Raw genomic sequence first — 21942 nt, 5'->3', positions numbered from 1 at the left:
GTTACTCGCCGTCCGCAGCCGCTTCTTCGGCGTCCGCGTCGGCCTCGATCTTGTTTCGCTCGAGCATGTGGTCCTGCTCGACGTCGCGGGCGTCGTCGGCCGACTCGTACACCTTCGCGTCGCCGACGGTCTTTCGCATCCCGAACTTCGTGTCGAGCTTACGGATCACGACCTCATCGGACCCCTTGTCCAGCGTCGCCGCGAGGCTGTCGCGGACCTGCAGGCGCGAGGGCGTGGCTTCCTCGTGGGTCAGCTCGAAGCGAACGTCGGTACGGTGCAACATCGGGTTCTCCTCCTCGGCGATGATTTCGATCTCCATGGTCAGTTGCCCGAAGATGCGCCGGAAAACGGCAAAAGGATTTCGAAGGGCTACTGTCGGCCTGTTGGGTGTCGGGCGGGGTTGATCGGTCCCGTTACACGCCCAGCGTCGCCAACGCCGCGTCGGCGTCGCCGTCGAACCGGACCAACAGGTCCCGCATCTCGGCGCGGGCAGCCTCGGTGACGCGGATCAGCACCATCCCCTCGCCGGGTTGGCCGTAGACCACGCTCGAACCCAGCGGCGCCACCAGCACGGCCGGGAGCGTGGCGAGGTCCTCCTCGCCCTCGACGACCAGCAGCGTGCGCTCCTCGGCGTCGACGGCGTCGCGGAGCGCCACCAGCAGGTCACGCGAGAGCGCTGCGGGCTCGTTGACCAGTTCGACCTGCCGGTCACCGGCCCCTTCGAGTCCGGCACGCACCTCGTCGGGAATCGCGTCGCGCTCGGTCAGCCCGTCGACGACGGCGACGTGTGGCTCGTGACCGGCCTGTCGGAGGTGGTAGGTGACCATGTCGCCGACGGCGATGATGGGCGTCTCCGCTTCCGAGAGCAGTTGCTCGACGTCGGTAAACAGCGGGCCGAACGGCTCCTTGAACGCCTCGCGGAGCTCCGGGGGGAGCGTCAGCACCTTACCGGACCTTCAGCGCGTAGCTGCCGGGTTCGGTGACTTCCATCTCGTCGGCCACCTGGCTCTGCTCGGGGTGGGTGATGATCACGTAGCCCGCCCAGTCCTCGGTGAGGCTGGAGGAGCCACAGTAGTCACAGCTCTGGCTGTCGGGCTCGTTGACGTAGTGGCACTCCCGACACGCCAGTCGCGGCTTGGCCATCTAGACGCCCTCCTCGGTTCGCTCCTCGTACTCCTCGGCGAGCCACTGGTGCTTGCCCAGTCCGGGCTGCTTGGCCGTGAGTCCGATCTTGGAGTCCCGGGGGTTGCGCTCGTCGATGCTCTTCGTGACGATGCGCACCCTGACGGCGTCGTCGACGCCGAGGGTCTTGTTCGACTCGCCCGATGCGAGCTGTTGGTTCTCGCCGTCGTAGGCGAGGTACTCGTTGGAGATCTGGGAGACGTGGAGCAGCCCGTCGATCGGGCCGATCCCGACGAACGCCCCGAACTCGACCACTTCGACGACCGTGCCGTCGACGACCTCCTGCATGTCCGGGTCGTAAGTGATGGCGTCGAACTCGGCCTCGTAGTAGACGCCCGGTCGGTTCGGGAGCACGGCGCCGTCGCCGATCTCGTGGACCTCGACGACGCTCACGACGCTCCCCACGTCCTCGTCCATCCGTCCCTCCAGCTTGTCCTGTAGCAGGGCTCGCACCCGCGCTTCCGTCACGTCGGCCAGGTTCCGCGGCGGGACCTCGACCGTGTCCTTGAGTCGTACCCGTTTGTACATGCTAGGTTTCAGTTATCGCCAGTGTGTTCCGCCCCCTTAAACCGATTACGTCAACGCCCGCGGCGAGCAGGCGGTCACGCAGCGGGCGGTCGTTCGTCACCGCGTACACCGTCCCGTCGGCCGACAGCGCGGCCGCGACGACGGCGTCGTCGGCGTACTCTTCTCCGGTCTCCACGACACGACAGCGGTCGGCCAAATCGCGGCCGACGGCGGCGGCGGTGCCCTCCGTCCCGTTGCCCGCACGGAGTTTCTCCAACTCCGCGAGCACCGTTTCGGTGGTGACGGGCTCGTACGCCCCGAGCAGCCGGTCGAGTTCGTCGAACACGCGCACGTCGAGTTCGACCGGCATCATCAGGGCGTTGGTGTCGAGCACCGCCGTCGCGCTCATTCCTTCAGGGTGCCGATGCCGATGAGTCGCCAGCGGGCGCCCACGCGGCGGTTGATCGCGATCTTCGCCCCGGGGTCGGCACAGACGGGGCGCTTGAGCGACACCTCACACTCACCGCTCCGGGCGCTGGTGACGGCGCCCACGGTCGTCGCGGTCCCGACGGTGAGCATCAGCGGCTCGCCCGTCGAGATCTCCTCGACCTCGTCGTTCTCGCCGACGACGCGGTCGAGTAGCTCCACGTCCATCTCGAAGCCCTCGAGCGTCGGCGGCAGGGTGCCGGGTTCGCCGGCGACCTGTCCCGCCAGCGCGTCACCCTTGGTGTAGGACGGGTCCAGCCCCGTCCCGACGCCGAGCAGCCCGCCCGGCGTCGCCTCCGTGATGGGGCTGCCGCCGGCCTGGATCGAGCGCACGTCAGTCGTCATGGGCTGCCACTCGCTCTGGCCACCTTCCTCGACCTCGCGGCCGGGTCGGAGTTCGATCTCGTCGTCCTCCGAGAGGGTGCCCTGAACGAGCGACCCGCCGACGACGCCGCCGAGCAGGTCGTCGGCCGTCGTGCCGGGCTTGTTGATGTCGAAACTCCGTGCCACGAACATCCGGGAGTCGTCGGTCGGGTCCCGTTCGGGCGTCGGGATCTCCGTCTCCAGCGCGTCGATCAGCAGGTCGATGTTGACCTCCTGCTGGGCGCTGATCGGGATCACGGGGGCGTCCTCGGCCACCGTCCCCTCGACGAACTCCTGTATCTGGCGGTAGTTCTCCATCGCCCGGTCCTTGTCGACGAGGTCGACCTTGTTCTGGGCGATGACGACGTTGTCGATGCCGATGATGTCGAGTGCCATGAGGTGTTCCTCGGTCTGGGCCTGCGGAACGTCCTCGGTGGCGCTCACGACCAGCACCGCACCGTCCATGATCGCTGCACCCGAGAGCATCGTCGCCATGAGGGTCTCGTGACCCGGGGCGTCGACGAACGACACGTCGCGGACGACCTCGGTATCGACGTCGTGCTCGTCGCAGTGCTCCTCGACGGTGTAGCAGTCCGGGGCCTCCTCCTCGGGACACCGACGCAGCGTAGCGTCGGCGTAGCCGAGGCGAATGGAGATCCCGCGTTTCATCTCTTCGCTGTGCTTGTCGGTCCACGAACCACTCAGCGCCTGCACGAGTGTCGTTTTCCCGTGGTCGACGTGGCCGACCAGTCCGATGTTCACCTCCGGTTGTGTTGGGTTCTCCGTCACCATATGACCTCCTGAGAGGAATCCTACCCTGATTTCGCCCCGAGCGACTGATAAAGGTGCTGTTCTCCCGGCCTCAGGGCCCCCGGATCGCTCGGAGAGACGGGCTTTTGTCCGCCGCCCGCCCACGCCCCCCGTGGAAGTCGCGTTCGAACTCGCACTGGCGGCACACCTCGAAACAGCCACTGACTGGCTGCTCGCCCGCCAACTCGGCGCCGCCGTCGACGAGCCGGGCGCCCGCGTGATGGACCTCGTCGGCGTCGTGCCGAGCGACGGAGTCACCGACCGCGCGGCGATCACGCCCGAGACGATCCCGCCGCTGGCCGTCGAGGGCGACGTCGGCGTCGGCGAGGCGGTTCCCGTCGCCGACGCGCTCGACTGCGGCCCCGAACGCGCCGAAAGCGTCGCCGAACACGCCGCCGAGATCGGCTTCTTCGAGCGCGGGCGCCGCGGCGGCCGCACCTACGTCCGACAGACGGCACGCTACCCCGACTGGGTGGATCGGCTGGTCGGCATCGAGAACAAACCCGACCTCGGCCGGCCGGGCGACCTGGACTTCCAGCTCCGCTTCGACGCCGCCCTCGCCCTGTTCGACGAAGTCTGGCTCGCGACCGAGAGCTACGTGACCGGCGCGCACCTGAATCGCATCCCCGAGGCCGTCGGCGTCTGGCGGTTCGACCCCGCGACCGGCGAGCGCGAAGTCGTCCGTGAAGCGTCGCCGCTCGCCGTCGACGAGCCGGGCGTCGAGATCCGCCGGGAGGAACCGCTCCGGACCGACGTGGCGATCATCGACGCCGACGCCAAGGCCCGCCGTCGCCGCCGGATCGCCGAGCGGGCGTGGGGGAAGGGCTGGCGCCCGGCCGGGTTCCCGGGCTGTGTGAACTGCTCGGCGACTGACGACGGCGTCCCCGAGTGTTCGTTCCACGAACGCCTGATCGCCCCCGGCAGCGACTGCAGCACCGACTGTCCGGGCTACGAGGCCGGGGAGGTGCTCGACGTGGACCACGAGGAACTGCGTGACGAGCGCAGCCCGTGGGTACGTGACCCGTCGGGCGTCGTGCGCCGACAGAGCGGGCTGGATCAGTTTTAGACGCCTAGTGCGGTTAGAGCTCGTACAGTTCGCCGTCGACGGCCAACGGCTCCTCGAACGCCTCGGTGACGGGGTAGTAGTGGGCGAGGTGGACCAGCCGCGTCTCGCCGGCGTCGAGGTCCTCGCCGAGCCTGATCGCTCCCTCGCGGGTCATGTGCTTGGTGCCGAACGTCATCGGGACGCCGTCCACCACGTCCGAACCGCCCATCGGGTGTTTCGACGCCAGCGACGCCGGGACGATGGCGTCGGCCAGCAGGAGGTCCGGGTCGTGGAGGGCCTCCCGGGACGCCTCGGGGATGTCGTAACTCGTGTCGCCCGAGAGCGAGAGCTTCGCGCCGGTCTCGGGGTCCTCGACGACCAGCCCGTAGCAGGCCATCGGCGGGTGTTCGACGGGGACGAGCGTGAGGTCGAACCCACAGGCAGAGAAGGTCGTCAGGGGTTCCTCCCCGTGGACTTCGACCACGTCGAGGTAGTCGTAGCGCCCACGGATCGAAGCGGCGACGCTCTCGCCGGTGAAGGGGTCGACCTCGCTGGCGGCGTGGACCGGCAGGTCGTCGAGCAGGCGGTAGAAGTTCCCCAGGCCGTCGAGGTGGTCGAAGTGGATGTGGGTGATGACGGCGGCGTCGGGGAGGTCGGCGCCCGTTTCGGCGAACTGGTGGCGGAAGTCCGGCGAGGCGTCGATCAGCAGGCACTCGCCGGTGCGTTCGTTCTCGACGTGGACCGAGAACCGCGAACGCTCGACCCCGCGGCTACGGGCGCGCTCGCAGGTGGCACAGTCACAGCCGACCGTCGGCGTTCCGGTCGTGTCGCCCGTCCCGAGGAGGGTGACGCGCATCAGCCGAAGGGGTGAGGGGAGAGGCCTTAGTCCTCCGGGTAGCCGTCGGCGTGCGAAAGGACGAACTCCTTGAGCAGTTTGCCCGCCAGCGCGGCGGCCTGCCCGTCGTCGCGGTCGTTGACCTCGACGGTGTCGAAGCCGACAGCGTGGGGCGCGACGGCGCGAACCACGTCGCGCATCTCCCGAGGGGAGAGCCCGAACGGCTCCATCGTGCCGGTTCCGGGCGCGAACGCCGGGTCGGCGCCGTCGATGTCGACCGAGAGGTAGACCGACTCGTCCGCGAAATCGGGCTCCCAGTCGGCGGCGTCCTCGGGGGAAACGACGGTCACGTCGTCGCGCTCGGCGCGTTCCCACTCGGCTTTCGAGCCGGTGCGGGCGCCGATGATCACCGCGTGGTCGGCGGTACCCGAGACGGTCGAGAGCGGCGCGCTCTCCGGGTCGCCGTCGAGTGCACGGCGGACGACGGCCGCGTGGCTCCACGGGTTGCCGTCGTAGTCGTCACGAAGGTCGAGGTGGGCGTCGAGCACGACCAGCACGTCGGGGTCGGTCGCGCGGACGCCGGCGGCCGTGACGGTGTGCTCGCCGCCCAACAGGAGCGGCACGGCGCCGTCACGGTGGTGGTCGGCGAGGCTGCCGCCGAGGAACTCGAGGTACTCGACCGCGTCGTCCCACGCCCGCACGTCGCCGGCGTCGTGGACGGCGCAGTCGGAGAAGTACTGGTCTGTGAGGCGGTCGTAGTCGTCGTAGGACCGCGAGAAGCGCCGGATCCGCTCCGGGCCGAACCGGGTTCCCGGCTGGAACGTCGTCGACGTGTCGAGTGGCGCGCCGACGACCGCGTAGTCGGCGGCCTCGAGGTCGGCGACGGCGCCGGGGAACCCCATCTATACGATCTTTCGCTGGCCTTCGTACTCGAGGTACTCGATCTCGTCGTCCGGCGAGAGGCTCTCGTCCTCGGGCATGCGCATCGTGAACGTCTCGAAGGTGTCGAGGTCCATGACCTGCGCGTCGTTGCCGTCGACGGAGACGACCTGCCCACCCTTCCGCTCGACGATCGGGACCCACACCTTGGCGTCGACGGGCTGGGAGAGGCTGCGCTTCTTCTCGTCGAAGACGCCCTTCCCCTCGATACGGGCCTTCGCGCTGCCGTGTTTCCCGGGCTTGGCGGTGCTGTAGTGGTTGATCTGGCAGGGGGACTCGTCCATCATCACGTAGCTACCCTCCTGCAGTTCACGCACCTGCTTCTGCTCTTTCGCCATGCCTGCGAGTTCCCGGGTGAGGGGTATAAACCGTTTGGAACGGCGCCAACGGCCGGCGGAGGCCGCGATCCGGTGGAAGCTACTCGAGGGGAACGGCCCGGTCGTGGAGCCCACGGAACCGCGCGAGCGTCTCCTGGGCCACCGTCGCCGTCGTGATTCCGGTGACGTGGCGCAGTTCGCGCTGGCGGCTCCGCGAGACGAGGTGGGAGAGCAGACGGTAGAGCTTCTCGCCCTCGGCGTACATCAGGAGCGTCCCGAGGCCGTCGACGACGACCCAGCCCGCGCCGTCGCGCAAGTAGCGCTCCCCGCGGGCGAACTGGATACTGATCCCCGTCAGGTCCGACGGCGAGACGCGGTCGGCGGTCCAACACGGGCCGTCGTAGGTCACTGGCGACGCCGAGACGGGGACGACGCCGACGTTCTTGGGGTCGCCCCCAGCGCGCCGGACGGCGTCCTCGACGGCCGCCGGGGTGTCGACAGTGACGACGAGCAGGTTCTCGTACGCCGACGGCGGGAGGTACGGAACGGGGCTGTCACGGTTCCGCAACTCGGCCAAGGCGGCCTCGCTCGGCGCCAGCGACAGCTCCGGGACCGGCTCGTGCCGGCCGTCGCTACTCGCCATCCCCATCCTCCGTGGCGCCGGCGAAGCCCCCCGAAACGTCGTCCTCGGGCGCGCTTGAGAAGCCCTCGGTCGCTGCCGGTTCCGCCTCGGACGCCTCGGCGAACCCGCCTTCGGCGCGGGACTCCGACACGTCGGAGAAACGCGGGCCGGCGCCCGGTTCTGGTCCGTCGTCGGCGCCGAACCCCGACTCCCCGGGGCTGACGAACTCCCGGGCGAACAGCCAGACCGAGCCGCCGAACGAGACCGCCGAGAGGAAGTACACCCCCTCGGCGACGACGGCCATCCCCATCGCCTCCTCGATCAGCGCGCCCGCGGTGAACGTGAGCATCGACGCCGCGAGGGTGACGATGGCCTCAGTGTGGAGCACCGATCGGGAGTAGGCGACGACCGGGTAGATGATCGCCAGCGAGATGCCGACGAGCAGGGCCGTCTGGACCAAGACTAGCGCGTGTGTGCTCATAGCAGCCTCCGGCCGCTCAACAGCAGGATCGCTTGCACGGCGGTCCACGCCATGAGGGCGACAGCAACGGTGCCGAGCAGTCGACTGGCGTCGGCGCTCGCGGCCGGCGCCACCAGCTTCGTCGCCGCGATGGAGAGGTAGGCGACGGTGATCGGAACGAGCGGCAGGACGACACGGCCGAAGGGCGTCCCGCGGTAGCCCCGGGCGGCGATGACGGCGATGGGGAGCGTCGCCGAGAGCACGAGGAGTTGGCCAAGCCGGAAGAGATCGACGAGCGGCGGCACGACACGTGTCTGTGTCCGTCGAGCAGTTATCGCTTGTGACCACACATCAGCGACGTTTCAGGAGTCGCGCGGATGGCAAGACATTACTTCCCGCCACGTAAGGGGCCACCATGGCCACACGGCGACCACCGCTCTACCCGGTCCACGAGGACCGCGGTGCGGGGTTCACCGACTTCGGCGGCTGGGAGATGCCCGTGGAGTTCGACTCCATCCGGGCCGAACACGCCGCCGTTCGGGAGGCCGCCGGGATCTTCGACGTGTCTCACATGGGTGAGATACGCGTCGACGGTCCCGACGCCGAGACCCTGATGCAGCGGCTCACGACCAACGACGTCTCCTCGCTCGGTCCCGGCGGCGCCCAGTACGGCTGTATCACCGACGAGGACGGCGTCATCCACGACGACACGATGACCTACGCGCTCCCCGACGGGAGCTACCTCTTCGTCCCGAACGCCGGCCACGACGAGGAGGCCGAGCAGCACTGGGTCGACTACCGCGACGAGACCGACCTCGACGCTCGGGTCACGAACGAGACCGAGGACTGGGCGATGTTCGCGGTTCAGGGCCCCGAAGCGATGGACCTGACCGTCGACGCCGTCGAGTCCGTCGGCGCCCCACTCGCCGAGGAGAGCGACGACATCGCCGACCTCGGGCGGTTCTCGATCACCGAGGCGACGGTCGCCGGCGCGGACTGTCTGGTGGCCCGCACGGGCTACACCGGCGAGGACGGCGTCGAAGTGCTCTGCCCCGTCGACGACGCGGAGGCGGTCTGGGCGGCGTTCGACTGCCAGCCCTGCGGGCTCGGCGCCCGTGACACCCTCCGGATGGAGATGGGCTTTCTCCTCTCCGGACAGGACTTCGACCCCGAGGAGAACCCCCGGACGCCCTTCGAGGCCGGCATCGGCTTCGCGGTGGACCTCGACACCGAGTTCGTCGGCCGCGACGCGCTGGCCGCCCAGCAGGAGGTCGGCGTCGAGGAGCAGTTCACCGGGCTCGTCCTACAGGAGCGCGGGATCGCCCGCCACGGCTACGAGATCACCCACGACGGCGAGCCCGTCGGCGAGGTCACCAGCGGGACGATGAGCCCGACGCTGAACGAGGCCATCGCGCTGGGCTACCTCCCGACGGAACTGGCCGACGACGGCACCGAGGTCGGCGTCGTCGTCCGCGGCGACGAGAAACGCGCGACAGTCACCACACCCCCCTTCATCGACAAATGAGCTTCGACGTTCCCGACGACCGGAAGTACCTCGCATCGCACGAATGGGCGACCACCGACGAGCCGACGCGGGTCGGCATCTCCGACTTCGCACAGGACGAACTCGGCGACGTGGTGTTCGTCGAACTGCCCGACGAGGGCGACACGATCACCCACGACGAGGCGTTCGGCGTCGTCGAGTCCATCAAGGCCGTCTCGGACCTCTACGCTCCGGTTTCCGGCGAGGTCGTCGCCGTCAACGAGAAACTCCGCGACCAGCCCGAACTGGTCAACGAGGACCCCTACGGCGACGGCTGGCTGCTGGAGATCGAACCGAGCGACGAAAGCGAGTTCGAGGACCTGATGGACGCCGACGAGTACGGCGAGCAGATCGCCTGAGTTCGGCACCACCCGCGGTTTTCCGCCGTGCGACCCCTCGGCCCGCAACGAATATCTCCCGAGCGACCGATAGTCCCGCATGAGTACCGTGAGTACCCGCTCCACCCAGCGTCCGTCCGGTCCCGGCTTCCTCGCCGTCGTCGTCGGCTCCCTCGGCGTCGTCCTGCTTGCCTACGGCGCCTTCGCCTTCCTCGCCTCGCCGCTGGCCGGCGGCTGGCTGGCCGTCTCGGGACTCTGCCTACTGCTCTCGGGGGTCTTCGCCACGCCGTGGGCCGTCGAACACACCGAACTGTCAGCGGAGGGCTGCCGGACGGCGTCGGTCGCCTTCGCCGCCGTCGGCGTCGCCCTGTTGGCGCTGTTCGTCGTCGTGAACTTCGCCTCCTTCGAGGGCGGGAGCGCCGGTAACTGATCACGTCGGCTTTTTCGCACGTCCCTGCACAGCTACCCGCCCTCGCGGGCCGGATTCGGCACGTCTTTGTCCCCCAAGTCCCTCCCGCGAACCATAGATGCACGGCAGTTCTCACCACGGAGGCGGACGATGAGCGGGAGCCCGTACGCCCCCCACACCGACGCCGAAACCGCCGCGATGCTCGACGCCGTCGGCGCCGCCGACGAGGCCGCGCTGTTCGACATCCCGGAGCCAGTCGCGTTCGACGGCGAGTTCGGGATCGAACCCCGGAGCGAGCAGGAACTGCGCCGGGAGATGGCCGACCTGCTCGGCCGAAACGACGACCTGACGGAGTTCCTCGGCCGCGGCCACTACGAGCACTACGTCCCGAGCGTCGTCGACAGCCTCTCCTCGCGCTCGGAGTTCCTCACGTCCTACACCCAGTACCAGCCCGAGATCACGCAGGGGTTCCTGCAGGCGCTGTTCGAGTACCAGTCGATGCTCGTCGAACTGACCGGCCTCGGGATCGCCAACTGCTCGATGTACGACGCCGCCACCGCGCTGGGCGAGGCCGCGCTGCTCGCCGACCGCGTCCGGAGCGTCGACGGCGAGGTCGTGCTCGTCCCCGAGAACCTCCGCGAGGGGAAGCGTTCCGTGCTCGCGAACTACGTCGACGGCTCGGACCTCCGCATCGAGACGTACCCGATCGAGAACGGCACCGCCGATGTCGACGCGCTCGACGACGCGGTTGGCGAGGATACCGTGTTCGTCTACGCCGAGACCCCGACGGTCCGGGGCTGCATCGAGCCCAACCTCGCCGAGATCGGCGAGATCGCCGACGCCGAGGGCGCGATGTTCTGTCTCGGCTCGGACCCGGTCGCGCTGTCGATCCTCGAGGAGCCCGCGAGCGTCGGCGCCGACGTAGTCGTCGGCGAGGCCGGCGTGCTCGGCCTCCCCGCCGCCTACGGCATGGGGCTCGGCCTCTTCGCGTGTGACGAGGAGTTCCTCCGACAGGTGCCGGGCCGGCTCGTCGGCGCCAGCGAGGACGCCGACGGCACGCGGGCCTACACGCTCACCCTCCAGACCCGCGAACAGCACATCCGCAAGCAGCGCGCGACCTCGAACATCTGCACAAATCAGGCGTGGGTGGCCCTGCGGGCGGCGATGCACGCCGCCTACCTCGGCGCCGACGGCCTCGTCGGCCTCGCGGAGGACTGCGTGACGCTCGCCCGTGACCTCGCCGCTGACATCGATGACGTGACGGGGCTGCAGGCACCCGTCGACGACCGTCACCACTTCCGCGAGTTCGTCGTCGGTACCGACCAGCCCGCGCAGGCCATCGCCGACGATCTGGAGGAGGAAGGCTTCGCCGTCCACGTGATCGGCGACCATCGGCTGCAGGTCTGTATCACCGACGCGAACGCCCACGCGGCCGACGACCTCGTCGCCGCGTTCGAGGAGGTGGCAGCATGAGCGAGAACGAACCACGAACCTACGACCAGGCCGTCTACGCCGTCAGCGACGAGGAGAACGAACCGCTGCTGTCGGAGAAGCGCAGCGAGACCGTCGAGTCCGAGGGCGTGCTCCCCGACGACCTGACCCGGGACGACCTGACGCTCCCGAACCCCGAGGAACCGGAGCTAGCGCGGCACTACACCCGGCTCTCTCAGATGAACTGGAGCATCGAGTCCGGGCCCTACCCGCTGGGCTCGTGTACGATGAAGTACAACCCCCCGGTGACCGAGGACGTGGCCGCCGACCCGAACGCGGCGGTCCACCCCGACCGCTCGGCGTCGTCGGTGCAGGGGACGCTCGGCCTGCTCGCGGGGCTGCAGGACTACCTCGCACGCATCGGCGGCATGGACGCGGTGACGCTCCAGCCGCCGGCCGGCGCCGCGGGCGAGTTCACCGGCATCGCCGTTGCCCGGGCGTACCACCGCGCCAACGGCGAGGACCGCAGCGAGGTGCTGATCCCGAGTTCCGCCCACGGCACCAACTTCGCGACGGCGGCGCTCGCGGGCTACGACGTGGTCGAACTCCCCTCCGGCGAGGACGGCCGCGTCGACATGGAAGCGCTGGAAGCCGCCGTCTCTTCTGACACGGCGGCGCTGATGCTCACCAACCCCAACACGGTGGGGCTGTTCGAGCGCGACATCGAGGAGATCGCCGACGTCGTCCACGACGCCGGCGGCCTGCTCTACTACGACGGCGCGAACCTCAACGCCCTGCTGGGCCGCGCCCGGCCGGGCGACATGGGCTTCGACATCATGCACTACAACGTCCACAAGACGTTCGCCACCCCCCACGGCGGCGGCGGTCCCGGCGCCGGCCCCGTCGGCGTCGTCGAGGAACTCGAACCCTACCTCCCGAACCCCCGGATCGAGGAGACCGAGTCGGGCTACGAGTTCGGCGAGAGCGAGGACGCCATCGAGCGCGTCCACGGCTTCCAGGGCAACTGGCTCGTGCTCGTGAAGGCCTACGCCTACATCGCTCGACTGGGTGACTCGGGGCTGGCCGACGCGAGCGCGAAGGCCGTGTTGAACGCGAACTACCTCGCCGAACAGGTCGATCTGGAGGTGCCCTACGGCCCGTTCCACCACGAGTTCGCCGCGACGGCCGGCGACGCCGCCGCCGCCGACGTGGCAAAGCGGATGCTCGACTTCGGCGTGCACCCGCCGACGACGAACTGGCCCGAGATGGTGCCAGAGGCGATGCTCACCGAGCCGACCGAGATCGAGAGCAAGCAGTCCCTCGACGAACTCGCGGCCGCCTTCGACGCCGCGCTCGGTTCGACCGACGAGGAGCGCCACGACGCCCCGAGCCGGACGACCGCAAAACGCATCGACCAGACGAGCGCCGCGCGGGACCCGCGGCTCTCGTGGCAGGCGCTGGAGGAGTAGTACGGGAAACCGTCTCGGCCGCTTTCAGGCGGACAGTTCGGTGCTGATCCCGTCGATCTGGATGTAGCCGTAGTCGCAGTCCTCACAGTGCCACTTGACCTTCTTGCCGAGGTGGAGGTTCATCGCCGCGACCTTCCAGAACGTCCGGGTGCCGCCACACTCGGGACACTCGTGTTCGGTTTCGAGGCTCATACCCCCGGGATTCGCCCGTCTCCCTGTTGAAGATATCGTTTCGACGGCCCCAGCGGCCGTCGACTACTCGTGGGCGCTCACGAACGGCTCGGTCGGTTCGGCCAACAGATAGCCGCCGAAGACGGGGAGCCAGAGGATGATCGGGTAGACGACCCAGCGCTCGATTCCCCCCGCCCCGAGGGGTTCGAGGGGGCTGGGGCCACCGACCACCAGCCCGTAGAAGAAGACGCTGAGGAGCACGAGGAGGGAGATGCCGCCGAACAGCGCGGTGAGAAACGACATCGGTCGTGGGACGAGTCGTGCAGAGAGGACGGCGGTGATCCCGCCGCTGAAGAACGTGAGCATGGCGAACAAGCCGTGCCACGGGGCCATGTTCCCCGGGAACACGCCGACGCCGAAGGCGGCGAACCCGAACACGCCGAGCGCGAGGGGAAACCCACGGCGGTCGACCGCGCGGTAGAGGAAGTACGCGGAGACGACGACCATCGCCCCCGTCAGGAGCATGGTGCTGTTGAAGATCGTCGCCGAGGGCTCGTGGATCACGGGGTTCGGCGGGCGGGTCGAGCCGAGGTCGCTGATGTCCTGTCTGGTCGAGTAGTCCGGGTAGAGGACTTCGGCCGTGATGATCCCCATGAAGCCGATGAAGCCCGCCAACGTCAGGCCAAAGCCCGCCGTGGAGGTGTCGGAGAACCCGAACCGGGACCGGAAGCTGTCGGTAGCACTCATTATCAGAGTATACGTGTTTTCGAGAGAACACATAGTTTTCCCCCGGAGCGCTCGGCGCGTCGACGCCCCATCGACGCCGGCCCGAAACCGCGAGGGCCGCCCCCGGTCGCCGCCGTAACAAGCTACTTGCCCCGGCCCGCCCAACCACCGTCCATGTCCATCACGCTGTACGCACTGGACGGTTGTCCCTGGTGCGAGAAGGTCCACGACGCGCTGGAGGAACACGGCATCGAGTACGACACCGTCTGGGTCGACGCGCTCCACTCCGACCGGGACGAGGTCGCCCGCGTGAGCAATCAGCGCGCGGTGCCCGTCCTCGTCGACGAGGCCCACGGCGTCACGATGGCCGAGAGCGCGAACATCCTCGAGTACGTGGAGCGGACCCTCGCGTGACGGTCTACACCGGCCGCGGCGACGAGGGTGAAACGGACCTCGGGAACGCCGAACGCGTCTCGAAGACCAGCCACCGCATCGAGGCCTACGGCACCGTCGACGAGGCCAACACGCTCGTCGGCCGGGTCCGACCCACGGGCCACGAGGACGTGGACGGTCACCTCAAGCAGGTCCAGAACTGCCTCCACGTCGTGCAGGCGGAGTTCGCCAACCCCGACACCGGCGAGGGCGACCCGCAGGTCGACGCCGACGACGTGGCGGAGTTGGAGGGTTGGATCGACGAGGCCGACGAGGAACTGGAGCCGCTCACGTCGTTCGTCCTCCCGGGCGGCGGCGACGCCGGCGCGCGTCTCCACCACGCGCGGGCGGTCACCCGCCGGGCCGAACGCCGCGCCGTCGCGCTCGGCGAACAGGAGCGCGAAGTGGTCAACGCGGAGGCGATTCGCTACCTGAACCGCCTCTCGGACTACCTGTTCACCGCTGCACGCCTCGTGAACCAGCGCGAGGGCGTCCCCGAGGAGTCGCCGACGTACTGAGCCGGCGACAAGACTTTTTGACCTCGCGAGACCAACGTTGAGTATGGCCAGCCACTTCGAGGACGCACGCTACTACATGGGTCGGGCGGTCGACCACGCCAAAGCCGGCGTCAGAGAGGAGGTGGAGTCGGTCGAACAGCGGGTCCGGAAGCTGACCGGCACCGAGAAGGAACCGGAACCGGGCCGACTGGAGAAACTGCAGGCGGACCTGCAGGAGTTGGAGGGACGCGCCGAGGGCGAGGCCCGCGAGGCCGTCGAGACCGCCCGCGAGCGGCTGACGGCCTACCGCGAGAAGCGTTCGGAGTGAGACAGTACGCTTAAGTCCGCCCTGGCCGTTTCACGAACTGAAGGGTCGGTGGTCTAGTCCGGTTATGACGGCTCCTTCACACGGAGCAGGCCCCAAGTTCAAATCTTGGCCGACCCACTCTCTACATATCCTCTTTGGAGGGTTACCTGACAGGTAGCGACCGCTCTACGGGGTGCTCAGCATGAGCACCGAGAGCGCGTTCGCGTTCAACTCGCCGCCGATCTGTGACTACTGCGGCGGATACATCCTCGACACCGATCAGGCGTGTCCTGCGCTCGACGACGGGGTGTGCGCGCCATGAGCGCCGACCTCGCGCCGCCGTCGACGGACGAACACGCGCCGGGTGAGCGCCTCGACTTCGACAGGCTCGCCGGCACTGAGGAGACGAGCTGGTCGCGCGCCGATCCGGAGGCCGCCCTGATCGAGAGCACGGGCCGCTACGGGTTCCGCGTCACGCTGCCGGGCGGTGAGGGCCATCTCGTCGCCCTCGCGATCGACGCCGGCGAGTACGTCGGCACCTGCGACTGCAAGGCGTGGGAGTACCACGACGGACCGTGTGCCCACCTGTGCGTCATCCGTAAGGCCGCGTTCGCCGGTGTGAGTGACGCTCGGGACGAGCCGGTAACGATCCCCCGCCTCGACCTCGACGCCCACAGCGCCGACGAGCGCGCCGTCGCCGACGGTGGCTTCGTCGAGCGAGCACAGCGCACCGACGCCACTGGGGGTCGCCGATGAACGCGATCGCCCTCGCCCGCCACGGGCGCCGACGCCGGCGCCAGCGGCCTCGCACACGCGCACACGGGCCCGCACGCGAGACCGCCGCGCAGCACTCCCCATACCCCGTGCATACGGACTGCCTTTCGCAGCGCCGTCTGCGTATTCACTCGGTATGCACCGTATGGACGGAGGTGGCCTGATGGGGCGCATGGACCACAACCCGACCCAGCGCGTCTCCTTCGGCTGTCCCGAGGACGACCTCGACATCCTCGACGAGATCGCCGAGGACGAGGACACCAGCCGATCGGCGTTACTGCGCGAACTCGTTGCCGAACGGGTCGCCGAGCGCCGCGACACTAGCGACGACCTGTTCATGCCGGAAGACGAGGAGCTGCGGAATGCCTACCGAACGCTCCTCGACGTGGCCGACGAGCGCATCCGGGGTGCTGGCCTCCGGCTCACCGTCGAGGAGGCCAAGAACGCGCTCTACGACAACCGCACGCCCAAGGACGCCGTGATGAGCAAGTACATCCGGCCGCTGAAGCCGGACTTCGTCCAGATCGATTCGGACATGAGCAACGTCTGGGTGACCGTTCGGCCGCCGACGCCGATCCACTCGACGACGGGAGCCACGGGGGCACCAGCCGATGACTGAAGAAGAGACGGTGGGAGAACAGCAACGACTCACGCCGGGCCGCAAGCTCACGCTGAACCTGAGCGCCGAGGAGAGGGAAGCGGTGTTCCACGCGCTTGACCGTGGAGAAGACGATCTGAGGATGTCGGGCCGCGAAGAGGATATGGAAATGGCAGATACTGTATCGGGCGTCTACTCAAAAATCGTTCAGGAGGGAAACGATGCCGAGTGATCGACAGACCGCCGGGGTCCAGCGATGAAGTACTTCTGTGCCACAGAAGGCTGTTTCAACGTGGCTGTTCGCGGGACGGACCAGCGAGCACGGTGCCCTGACCACTTCGACGACGACGAGCCGCCCGTAGGCGGCACTGAAGAGTAGGCGCGGCGCCTACTGCTCGGTCTCTTCTTCAGGCGGCTTGTACGGCAGCTTCGACAGCGCCGCCCGGCCGAACCCACGGAGCCGCTCGATTCCGTACTTGAACGGGACGCACATCCCGATCACGAACGCGAGGATGAACAGCGAGACCATCGCCGGCTGGACGGTGATGCCGAGGACGCTGAAGCCCGCCATCAACTCCCGCCCTCCGTCGGCGGCTGGTCGTCGATCGGGACGTACATCCCCTCGCGGCGGAGCACCGCCCGGTTGACCATGCTCCGCTTCTCGTTGTCCGAGATCGTCTTCCGAGCCATGTGGGCCTCCCGGGCGATGTAAACCAGCATCGAGGCCGTCAGCGCCGAGGACAGCGCGATGACGTACTGCACGATCGCCGCCATCACGAAACGACCTCCGCACCCGAACTCGCCAGCCACGCCACCGCCAGCAGCCCGGCGACCAGCAGCAGCTTGTCCATCTGTCCGCCGATCCCCAGCCCGCCGCCCGGTACGTCGGGGTCGTTCGGCGCCTCGTCGAGGAAGTTCGGCGTGCCGTCGCCGTCGGCGTCCCCGTAGGCGGGCAGGTCGTCGCCGCCGTTGCCACCGGGATCAGTCGCCTGCTCGCTCTCGTTGGCGTCGACCAGGAACCGCGAGGTTTCCGAGCCGGTGGCCTTTCCAGACCCGACCATCTCCACATGCGCCGAGACCTCGTGCTCCCCCGATTGTTCGGGTGCCTGTAGCTCGAACGTGTACGTCTCGTCGCCCGTTGCGACCAGCGCGGCGAGGTGGCACGTCGGTCCCCGCGTGTACGTCTGCCCGTTTGGCCCCTCCAGAACGACCCGGAGCTTGTAGCCGGGGTCCGTATCGCCGCAGGAGTCGGGGTCGAGCGGATTGATGAAGGCAGCGCCGTTGCTGACCTTCACGTCGACCTCGTAGCCCTCGCCGGGCGAGACGCGGTTCGGCGTATCCACCCGACGTAGGATGACGTTCCCGCCCTTAGTCGTCGGCTGGTCGGTCGCCACGATCAGTCACCCCCGCCGAGGAGTACACCGGCGACGGTCAGCGCCGCCGCGGCAACCTTCACTTTCTCGCCGAGCCCTTCGGCGCCGCTGCTACCGCCGTCGTCCGGTTCGTTGTCGGGCTCGTCGACAACACCTGGCGCGGGAGTCGTATCCGGCCCGGGCGGCATGTCGGGGCTCACGTCGTCCGATCCACGGGAGTCCTCGGCGCCCGAGCCGCTGTTGCCACCGCTGCCGGAGTTGTCGCCCGAGCGGCTCGTTCCGTCGCCGAAACCGCCCGTGCTTCCATCCGTCGAGTCGTCTTCGTTCTGGATGTCGTCCACGTCGCCGGGGTTCCCGACCAGCCCGCCGGAACTACCACCGTCGTCGCTGTCGTCCTCCGGCTCCGGGTCGGGCTCGGGCGGGTCGGGATCAGTGTCGAGCCCACCGCCCCCGCGGGATGTGCCGCCGCCGAAGCCCGAGTCGTTGTTGTTGTCCGGGCTGTCGGAGTCCTCGATCCCACCCGGGATGTTCGGGTTGTCACCCGGGTCCGGATCGGGGTCCGGGTCGTCGGGCGTCGTGGGCGAGTCGGGGATGTCCGGGGCGAGATCGTCCGGCGCGCCGCCGATCAGTCCGCCCGGGATCATGCGTTCGCTCCGTGCTGTACGTCGGTCGTGGTAGTGTGTCGGATCATGGTTAGTGGATGTGCTGCACGAGGTGTGCCTTCCAGAGCGCGTCGAGCGGCGTCCAGACGCCGAAGGCGTGTTCAGCCACGTCGTCGAGCGCGACCAGCGCGCCGAGCAGGAGTACCCCCCGCGGCCCGACCCACGCGTAGGACTGCCAGAACGGGAGCGCCGTCGACGCGAGTGCGAGGCTGACGCCGGCGAGTGAGAGCACCGCGCCCGTCGCCGGGTAGTACGTCCAGACCGTCGCGAACGCGAAACTCGCGAGGAGGAGCGCAACGGCGCCGACCCACGGCTCCTTACCGGCCGCGTCGTCCCACACGATCGCAACGGCCAGCAGCGCGAGCAGCAGGCCGATGTAGACGTGATGCGGGGCGAGTGCGGCGCCGTCGGGGACCAGGTCGGCGGGGAAGTTCGCCGACATGGTTAGATCGAGTGGCTGTGCCCGGCGAACGAGAGGGGCTTCCAGCGCATCGTCTCACTCGAATACTGGTCCCCGCCGCCGTAGCTCATCTCTACAATGTAGGCGCCGCCGATGTCGAACGTCCCGTACTGCCACGTCCCCGAACTGTCGGAGAGAGAATCGGACCAAGTGGTGCCGTCGATCGCTGTGACGGAGAAGTTCACCGTCTGGCTGCCGAAGCCATTCTGCATACGGTACTCGACCTTGTCGACCGGTCCGTAGACGTGCTGGCCGATCAGTTGCCCCCAGTTCGACCACGCTGCCGTGGATCCAGCGCTGGGCTGAGTCCCCGTCGGTGGACTGTGGTGGTCGTGAGTACCGATGCCGGAGAGCTGGCCGTGGTCGCCGATCGTCTGCTCGATCCAGTTTGCGCCGTCGAACACGAAGGCACGGTCGCTTCCTGTGTCGTACCACTCTTCACCTTCTTCGGGGTCCTGTGGGCTCGGGTCCTGAACGTAGTCGAACCCGGCGCCGCCGGAGCCGCCCTGAATCCCGACCATCAGGCACCACCCTCGAACGTGACGACGACGCTGTCGCCAGCCGTCGGCGTCCGAACGTAGATGACGCTAGTGTCGCTGACGCGGAAGCTGCGGCCCTGCCCGGTCGCAGTGAGCGCGATCTCTTGGCCGTTCTCGTCGCCGAGGAAGACGACGCCGTCGTTGCCCTGTTGGTACTCGACAAGCGCCTCGACGCCGCCGGGGACGCTCTTCGAGTCGAGCGCCTCGGCGGCAGTCCCGTCGGTGGAGTAGACGAACTGCGTCAGCCCGTCACGGTTGCCGAGGAAGTCCCGGATCTTCTCCTGGAGGTCGGCGTTGGCCGCCGGCCGGAAGTCGCCGGCGCGGTCGACGACGCCGCGGAGCCGTTCGATCTTCCCGAGCGTGAACAGCCCCATCAGGCGCCCTCCACGGTCTCGTAGCCCATCGGGAGCACCGTGTAGGTGCGCTGGGTGCTGGAGACGTTCTTGATGATGACCTTCAGCGACGACTCGAAGCTCTGGCAGGGAACCCATGTCACCCCGGAGTCGTCGATGTCGGTCGGCGGGACCGCTGCCGGGCCGTACATCGGCGTGCTGTCGTCGCGGATCTCGTAGGTGGTCTGTTCCTCCTTCGAGATGGCGACCGACGCGAGGTAGAACGTCGACCCTGACTCTTCGGGAACGAACGTCACGGTCCCCTTCGAGCCCGCCGGCACGCTGATCGTGAACGGCTCCAAGAACGGCGTGTCGTCGGGGCTTGGCTCAGGAATCACGCGGGGCAAAGCCCATCACCTCCTCGGAGTCGGCGTCGCCACCCGCGTCGATCGCGTCCTCGACGGCCTTCGCCAGCTCGTCGTCGGTCATCTCGTCGACCGTGCAGGCCTCGTCATCGACCTTAGGCATCGCTGACCCCCACGTACCACGCGAGCAGGAGCGACGCCTGTACGAACATGAGCAGGAGCATCACGTCCTCCCGCGTCCAGCCCGACCCGGCGAAGAACGAGTCGAGATGCGAGCCGCTAGGCGGGCTCTCCGAAGCCGCGTCGTCGGTCGAGAACGTCTGGTCACCCCCGTGAGTCGAAGCGTCCTCGCCGCCGTCAGCCTCGGGAATCAGCCCGGCCATCTACCGCCCCGCGGAGTCCTGCGCCACAGCGGTCTTCAGGCCCTCGATCTCGTCACGAGTGGCGCGGTACTGGAACCCGAGCAGGGAGTTCGACGCGACCTCCTCGTTCCCGTCGCCGCCGATGTCCTTGGCGAAGCGAGCCGTGTACGGTGCGTCGACGTACACCTGGAGGCGCCAGTCGGTCGGGATGACCGCCTGAAGCGGCGAACTCCCGAACTCTAGCGTGATCGGCTCGCGGGCCGTGTCACGGAGATGGATCAGGCCGGTGTCGCCCGACCAGAGCGTCTCCTGTGCCTTCGCCGCCGGCGCGGTCTTCTGGACAGCCACGCGGGCCTGCTCGCCGCTAGCGTAGAACACGCCCAGCGTGCTGTCGGCGTTCGCCGGCGTGACGGTCACCGTGTCATTCTCGTAGTCCCGCGAGTCGATCGCAAGGCGTGAGTCATCCTCGTAGACGACGATCGGCTCCGCGGTTGCGGTGGACTCGACGGGGTCATGCGAGAGGTTCAGCGTCTCGCTGTTGCCCGCCGTGCCGTCGGCCGTGAACTCCTCGTAGGCCATGATCGCCACGTCCACCGGAACGCCCTCGGCGAGCGCGTGGGGCCGGCGGACCTGCGTCTCGGCGACGAGTTCGTTCGACCCGGCGACGCCGGCGAACTGGTCGAAGTCCGCACGGCTGAAGTGGTCGCTGTAGGTGTCGGCCTCGCGGAGTTCCTTCAGGATGCGGTCCTCCACCATTTCAGGCCTCCTGTCGGGTCGTGACGTTGTCCTTGTCGACGTAGGCCCGCGAGTTGGACCAGTCGATCTGTTCGCTGGAGTTGATCGCGACCGAGGCCGTGTCGATGTCGCGGACCTCCAGTCGGTTCCCGTTCAGGGAGATTCGGGTCTGCTCGATGTAGTCCTCGTTCTGCTGCTCCTTGATTGAGAGGCGGTTGTACGTCGAGATGTTCCCGAGCGTCTCGGAGACCGTCTGGGGCCGCTGGAAGTGCGGCGCGTTGTAGACGATCTCGAGCTCGGTGTCCTGTGGGAGGGGGTCGTTGTTGGAGTCGCGGAGGTCGAAGCGGAAGGGGATACCGCCGCCGCGGTTCGACAGGATCAGGAGGATGCTGTCGATGGGCGAGAAGGCCAGAATGTCGGTCATCTGGCCGGGAACGTTGGTCTTCTCGGTCGCTTCGACCTTCTGGGTGCCGAGGTTGGAGAGGGTTTCAGCCATCGTTTACGCCCCCGCCTCGACGATGGTGCTCTTGACGCCGAAGCGCTCTGCGGCCGCGTCAGCCGTGTAGACGCCGCCGCCGAGGCTCAGTTCGGTGCTGTACTTCGGAGACATCTGTCCGCCGGCGACGACGGCGAGGCCGTAGACTTCGCGGTGGTCGACCGCTGCCGGCATGACCCCGCCGGCGAGGTTCTGTAGGACCGTGGGCGCGAAGAAGCCGGCGAGGATCGCCAGCACTCGTTCCCACATGTCGAACTCGATCACTTGCTCGAACGCATCTGCCATTTCTGCCATGCACCCTATAGTCGGGCTGTCGGACCCTTCAACCGGCCACGAAAGCCCGCTGCACGGGTGCTG

At 68.3% G+C, this 21942-nt stretch carries 39 protein-coding genes and 1 tRNA gene; 13 read left to right on the top strand and 27 right to left on the bottom strand.

Annotated elements, in window-relative coordinates:
* Window position 1 precedes the first annotated feature (1 nt).
* The 6 genes from NO998_RS01820 to NO998_RS01795 all read right to left on the bottom strand — a co-directional run bounded on the left by NO998_RS01820 (window position 2) and on the right by NO998_RS01795 (window position 3330).
* Window positions 2-319, bottom strand: coding sequence for a 30S ribosomal protein S24e (locus tag NO998_RS01820; protein WP_267645289.1), 318 nt, complete (start codon window positions 317-319; stop codon window positions 2-4).
* Between the two features lie 94 nt (window positions 320-413).
* Window positions 414-944 (bottom strand): GTP-dependent dephospho-CoA kinase family protein, encoded by a 531-nt coding sequence (locus NO998_RS01815; protein ID WP_267645288.1) that lies wholly within the window; start codon window positions 942-944, stop codon window positions 414-416.
* A gap of 1 nt (window position 945) precedes the next feature.
* Window positions 946-1143 (bottom strand): transcription elongation factor subunit Spt4, encoded by a 198-nt coding sequence (spt4, locus tag NO998_RS01810; RefSeq protein WP_267645287.1) that lies wholly within the window; start codon window positions 1141-1143, stop codon window positions 946-948.
* Window positions 1144-1710, bottom strand: coding sequence for a DNA-directed RNA polymerase (locus NO998_RS01805; protein ID WP_267645286.1), 567 nt, complete (start codon window positions 1708-1710; stop codon window positions 1144-1146).
* A gap of 1 nt (window position 1711) precedes the next feature.
* Window positions 1712-2098 carry a type II toxin-antitoxin system VapC family toxin gene (locus NO998_RS01800; RefSeq protein ID WP_267645285.1) on the bottom strand — a complete coding sequence of 129 codons (387 nt, stop codon included), beginning with the start codon at window positions 2096-2098 and terminating at the stop codon, window positions 1712-1714.
* Window positions 2095-3330 (bottom strand): translation initiation factor IF-2 subunit gamma, encoded by a 1236-nt coding sequence (locus NO998_RS01795; RefSeq protein ID WP_267645284.1) that lies wholly within the window; start codon window positions 3328-3330, stop codon window positions 2095-2097. Before NO998_RS01795 ends, NO998_RS01800 begins: the two co-directional genes overlap by 4 nt.
* Before the next feature lie 130 nt (window positions 3331-3460).
* Here NO998_RS01795 and NO998_RS01790 point away from each other — a divergent pair, with 130 nt between their 5' ends.
* Window positions 3461-4414 carry a DUF5787 family protein gene (locus NO998_RS01790; RefSeq protein WP_267645283.1) on the top strand — a complete coding sequence of 318 codons (954 nt, stop codon included), beginning with the start codon at window positions 3461-3463 and terminating at the stop codon, window positions 4412-4414.
* A gap of 13 nt (window positions 4415-4427) precedes the next feature.
* Here NO998_RS01790 and NO998_RS01785 read toward each other — a convergent pair whose 3' ends face one another.
* From NO998_RS01785 to NO998_RS01760, 6 genes are all read right to left on the bottom strand, one after another.
* On the bottom strand, window positions 4428-5249 hold the full coding sequence (locus NO998_RS01785) for an MBL fold metallo-hydrolase (protein WP_267645282.1): 822 nt from the start codon (window positions 5247-5249) through the stop codon (window positions 4428-4430).
* Window positions 5250-5275: 26 nt separating this feature from the next.
* A complete protein-coding gene (locus NO998_RS01780; RefSeq protein ID WP_267645281.1) occupies window positions 5276-6130 on the bottom strand; it encodes an arginase family protein in 855 nt (284 codons plus the stop codon).
* A complete protein-coding gene (locus NO998_RS01775) occupies window positions 6131-6505 on the bottom strand; it encodes a translation initiation factor IF-5A (RefSeq protein WP_267645280.1) in 375 nt (124 codons plus the stop codon).
* A gap of 79 nt (window positions 6506-6584) precedes the next feature.
* Entirely contained in the window at window positions 6585-7127 is a 543-nt protein-coding gene (locus NO998_RS01770; protein ID WP_267645279.1) for a DUF7504 family protein, read from the bottom strand.
* Entirely contained in the window at window positions 7117-7587 is a 471-nt protein-coding gene (locus NO998_RS01765) for a hypothetical protein (RefSeq protein WP_267645278.1), read from the bottom strand. Before NO998_RS01765 ends, NO998_RS01770 begins: the two co-directional genes overlap by 11 nt.
* Entirely contained in the window at window positions 7584-7871 is a 288-nt protein-coding gene (locus NO998_RS01760; protein WP_267645277.1) for a hypothetical protein, read from the bottom strand. Before NO998_RS01760 ends, NO998_RS01765 begins: the two co-directional genes overlap by 4 nt.
* 110 nt (window positions 7872-7981) lie before the next feature.
* Here NO998_RS01760 and gcvT point away from each other — a divergent pair, with 110 nt between their 5' ends.
* The 5 genes from gcvT (at window position 7982) to gcvPB (ending at window position 12756) form a co-directional block, all read left to right on the top strand.
* Window positions 7982-9091 (top strand): glycine cleavage system aminomethyltransferase GcvT, encoded by a 1110-nt coding sequence (gene gcvT / locus NO998_RS01755; RefSeq protein WP_267645276.1) that lies wholly within the window; start codon window positions 7982-7984, stop codon window positions 9089-9091.
* Window positions 9088-9468, top strand: coding sequence for a glycine cleavage system protein GcvH (gcvH, locus tag NO998_RS01750; protein ID WP_267645275.1), 381 nt, complete (start codon window positions 9088-9090; stop codon window positions 9466-9468). Before gcvT ends, gcvH begins: the two co-directional genes overlap by 4 nt.
* Before the next feature lie 79 nt (window positions 9469-9547).
* Entirely contained in the window at window positions 9548-9877 is a 330-nt protein-coding gene (locus NO998_RS01745; protein WP_267645274.1) for a hypothetical protein, read from the top strand.
* Window positions 9878-10006: 129 nt separating this feature from the next.
* Window positions 10007-11329 (top strand): aminomethyl-transferring glycine dehydrogenase subunit GcvPA, encoded by a 1323-nt coding sequence (gene gcvPA / locus NO998_RS01740; RefSeq protein ID WP_267645272.1) that lies wholly within the window; start codon window positions 10007-10009, stop codon window positions 11327-11329.
* On the top strand, window positions 11326-12756 hold the full coding sequence (gene gcvPB / locus NO998_RS01735) for an aminomethyl-transferring glycine dehydrogenase subunit GcvPB (RefSeq protein ID WP_267645271.1): 1431 nt from the start codon (window positions 11326-11328) through the stop codon (window positions 12754-12756). Before gcvPA ends, gcvPB begins: the two co-directional genes overlap by 4 nt.
* 24 nt (window positions 12757-12780) lie before the next feature.
* On the opposite strand, the gene NO998_RS01730 is transcribed toward gcvPB, so the two are convergent.
* Both NO998_RS01730 and NO998_RS01725 read right to left on the bottom strand, forming a co-directional pair.
* Window positions 12781-12948 carry a DUF7838 family putative zinc beta-ribbon protein gene (locus NO998_RS01730; protein WP_267645270.1) on the bottom strand — a complete coding sequence of 56 codons (168 nt, stop codon included), beginning with the start codon at window positions 12946-12948 and terminating at the stop codon, window positions 12781-12783.
* Between the two features lie 63 nt (window positions 12949-13011).
* Window positions 13012-13674 carry a DUF998 domain-containing protein gene (locus tag NO998_RS01725; RefSeq protein ID WP_267645269.1) on the bottom strand — a complete coding sequence of 221 codons (663 nt, stop codon included), beginning with the start codon at window positions 13672-13674 and terminating at the stop codon, window positions 13012-13014.
* Window positions 13675-13827: 153 nt separating this feature from the next.
* On the opposite strand from NO998_RS01725, the gene NO998_RS01720 reads away from it, so the two are divergent.
* The 7 genes from NO998_RS01720 (at window position 13828) to NO998_RS01690 (ending at window position 16493) form a co-directional block, all read left to right on the top strand.
* Entirely contained in the window at window positions 13828-14067 is a 240-nt protein-coding gene (locus NO998_RS01720; RefSeq protein ID WP_267645268.1) for a glutathione S-transferase N-terminal domain-containing protein, read from the top strand.
* On the top strand, window positions 14064-14603 hold the full coding sequence (locus NO998_RS01715) for a cob(I)yrinic acid a,c-diamide adenosyltransferase (RefSeq protein ID WP_267645267.1): 540 nt from the start codon (window positions 14064-14066) through the stop codon (window positions 14601-14603). The genes NO998_RS01720 and NO998_RS01715 overlap by 4 nt, the downstream gene beginning before the upstream one ends.
* A gap of 43 nt (window positions 14604-14646) precedes the next feature.
* Window positions 14647-14910, top strand: coding sequence for a DUF7553 family protein (locus NO998_RS01710; RefSeq protein ID WP_267645266.1), 264 nt, complete (start codon window positions 14647-14649; stop codon window positions 14908-14910).
* Between the two features lie 42 nt (window positions 14911-14952).
* Window positions 14953-15027 (top strand) — tRNA-Val (locus tag NO998_RS01705).
* A 180-nt stretch (window positions 15028-15207) separates the two neighbouring features.
* Window positions 15208-15645 carry a hypothetical protein gene (locus NO998_RS01700; RefSeq protein WP_267645265.1) on the top strand — a complete coding sequence of 146 codons (438 nt, stop codon included), beginning with the start codon at window positions 15208-15210 and terminating at the stop codon, window positions 15643-15645.
* Window positions 15646-15799: 154 nt separating this feature from the next.
* A complete protein-coding gene (locus NO998_RS01695) occupies window positions 15800-16282 on the top strand; it encodes a ribbon-helix-helix domain-containing protein (RefSeq protein ID WP_267645264.1) in 483 nt (160 codons plus the stop codon).
* Window positions 16275-16493 carry a hypothetical protein gene (locus NO998_RS01690; protein WP_267645263.1) on the top strand — a complete coding sequence of 73 codons (219 nt, stop codon included), beginning with the start codon at window positions 16275-16277 and terminating at the stop codon, window positions 16491-16493. Before NO998_RS01695 ends, NO998_RS01690 begins: the two co-directional genes overlap by 8 nt.
* Before the next feature lie 156 nt (window positions 16494-16649).
* Here the strand turns inward: NO998_RS01690 and NO998_RS01685 are convergent, their stop codons facing one another.
* The 13 genes from NO998_RS01685 to NO998_RS01625 are packed head-to-tail and all read right to left on the bottom strand — an operon-like array spanning window position 16650 to window position 21879.
* Window positions 16650-16832 (bottom strand): hypothetical protein, encoded by a 183-nt coding sequence (locus tag NO998_RS01685; RefSeq protein ID WP_267645262.1) that lies wholly within the window; start codon window positions 16830-16832, stop codon window positions 16650-16652.
* Window positions 16832-17035, bottom strand: coding sequence for a hypothetical protein (locus NO998_RS01680; RefSeq protein ID WP_267645260.1), 204 nt, complete (start codon window positions 17033-17035; stop codon window positions 16832-16834). Before NO998_RS01680 ends, NO998_RS01685 begins: the two co-directional genes overlap by 1 nt.
* Window positions 17035-17604, bottom strand: coding sequence for a hypothetical protein (locus NO998_RS01675; protein ID WP_267645259.1), 570 nt, complete (start codon window positions 17602-17604; stop codon window positions 17035-17037). Before NO998_RS01675 ends, NO998_RS01680 begins: the two co-directional genes overlap by 1 nt.
* A gap of 53 nt (window positions 17605-17657) precedes the next feature.
* A complete protein-coding gene (locus NO998_RS01670; RefSeq protein ID WP_267645258.1) occupies window positions 17658-18278 on the bottom strand; it encodes a hypothetical protein in 621 nt (206 codons plus the stop codon).
* Window positions 18279-18327: 49 nt separating this feature from the next.
* The gene (locus NO998_RS01665; RefSeq protein ID WP_267645257.1) at window positions 18328-18738 is read right to left on the bottom strand and encodes a hypothetical protein; all 411 of its coding nucleotides are present in this window, start codon (window positions 18736-18738) and stop codon (window positions 18328-18330) included.
* Window positions 18739-18740: 2 nt separating this feature from the next.
* The gene (locus NO998_RS01660) at window positions 18741-19277 is read right to left on the bottom strand and encodes a hypothetical protein (RefSeq protein ID WP_267645256.1); all 537 of its coding nucleotides are present in this window, start codon (window positions 19275-19277) and stop codon (window positions 18741-18743) included.
* A complete protein-coding gene (locus NO998_RS01655; RefSeq protein ID WP_267645255.1) occupies window positions 19277-19669 on the bottom strand; it encodes a hypothetical protein in 393 nt (130 codons plus the stop codon). Before NO998_RS01655 ends, NO998_RS01660 begins: the two co-directional genes overlap by 1 nt.
* Entirely contained in the window at window positions 19669-20025 is a 357-nt protein-coding gene (locus tag NO998_RS01650; protein WP_267645254.1) for a hypothetical protein, read from the bottom strand. The genes NO998_RS01655 and NO998_RS01650 overlap by 1 nt, the downstream gene beginning before the upstream one ends.
* Window positions 20015-20155, bottom strand: coding sequence for a hypothetical protein (locus NO998_RS01645; RefSeq protein WP_267645253.1), 141 nt, complete (start codon window positions 20153-20155; stop codon window positions 20015-20017). Before NO998_RS01645 ends, NO998_RS01650 begins: the two co-directional genes overlap by 11 nt.
* Window positions 20148-20375 carry a hypothetical protein gene (locus NO998_RS01640; protein WP_267645252.1) on the bottom strand — a complete coding sequence of 76 codons (228 nt, stop codon included), beginning with the start codon at window positions 20373-20375 and terminating at the stop codon, window positions 20148-20150. The genes NO998_RS01645 and NO998_RS01640 overlap by 8 nt, the downstream gene beginning before the upstream one ends.
* Entirely contained in the window at window positions 20376-21110 is a 735-nt protein-coding gene (locus NO998_RS01635; protein ID WP_267645251.1) for a hypothetical protein, read from the bottom strand. It lies immediately after the preceding gene.
* Window position 21111: 1 nt separating this feature from the next.
* Complete coding sequence (locus NO998_RS01630) at window positions 21112-21585, bottom strand: hypothetical protein (RefSeq protein ID WP_267645250.1); 474 nt, start codon at window positions 21583-21585, stop codon at window positions 21112-21114.
* Window positions 21586-21588: 3 nt separating this feature from the next.
* Entirely contained in the window at window positions 21589-21879 is a 291-nt protein-coding gene (locus NO998_RS01625; RefSeq protein WP_267645249.1) for a hypothetical protein, read from the bottom strand.
* Window positions 21880-21942: the final 63 nt, after the last annotated feature.

Source organism: Halolamina litorea (genome assembly GCF_026616205.1).
Lineage (GTDB): Archaea > Halobacteriota > Halobacteria > Halobacteriales > Haloferacaceae > Halolamina > Halolamina litorea.
The sequence above is the reverse complement of the archived record's forward strand: the minus strand, read 5'-3'. Positions and strand labels throughout refer to the sequence as shown.